The 1,078-nt window shown below is 59.0% G+C and carries 1 pseudogene; it reads left to right on the forward strand.

The features are described 5' to 3' along the window. Positions 1-1,078, forward strand: a pseudogene (gene tnpC, locus G6L28_RS21105) (IS66 family transposase); the annotation flags it as partial.

Here is a 1,078-nt window from a genome sequence, read left to right on the forward strand (position 1 = left end):
AGACGCTTGCCGGAAGACCTGCCGCGCGAGCGTGTCGAGTACGATCTGCCTGACGATCAGAAAGCTTGCCCTTGCTGCGACAGTCAAATGCATCGCATGGGCGAGGCCGTTACCGAGCAGCTTCATATCGAGGTCAAGGCAAAGGTTCTGCAGAATGTGCGGTTCAAATACGCCTGCCGCCATTGCGACCGCACCGGCATCAGCACTCCTGTCGTGATCGCACCGATGCCACCGCAACCATTGCCGGGCAGCATTGCCACTGCTTCGACGCTAGCCTTCGCACTCATCCACAAATATGTCGATGGCACGCCGCTCTACCGCGTGGCGCAAACGTTCGAACGAGCCGGCGTACCTATCAGCCGGGGTGCTCTCGCGCACTGGGTTATCGGTTCGAGCGAGAGGCACCTGCATCGCATCTACGATGCGCTGAGATTGCGGCTTCAGTCGCAGCCTCTCATTCATGGCGATGAGACCACCGTTCAGGTGCTGAAGGAAAAGAGCAAGGAAGCCACCAGCACATCGTACATGTGAGCGTATCGAAGCAGCGAGGACAGTGACGAGCCAATCGTGCTTCTCGATTATCAACCGGGCCGCGGTCAGGTCCACCCGCAGACCTTCCTCGGTGACTACCGCGGCATATTGGTGAGCGACGGCTACACCGCCTGGCGCACATTACATGGCGCAACCCATGTCGGATGCATGGCCCATTCCCGGCGACGCTTCGTCGAGGCCCTCAAAACCCGAAAGAATGGAGGCGGACCGCCGGAACAGGCGCTCCGGTTCTTCGAGCAACTCTACCGGATCGAAAAACAGGTGCGCGACAGAAAACCCGACGCCGATGAAACGCAGGCCGATTGCGTTCGCCGCTTCCGGCAACAGCACAGCTTGCCTGTCCTCAACGCCCTAAAGGCGTGGCTCGACACTATCGCGCCAAAGGTCGTACCGGATACCAAGCTCGGCGATGCCGTGTCCTACACCCTGAACCAATGGGATTATCTGACGCGCTACATCAGCGACGGCAGGATGCCGATCGATAACAACATTCTGGAACGCGACATCAGAGTTTTTGCGACTGGAA

Origin of the sequence: Agrobacterium larrymoorei, from assembly GCF_013322225.1 — a bacterium.
Taxonomy (GTDB): domain Bacteria; phylum Pseudomonadota; class Alphaproteobacteria; order Rhizobiales; family Rhizobiaceae; genus Agrobacterium; species Agrobacterium larrymoorei_A.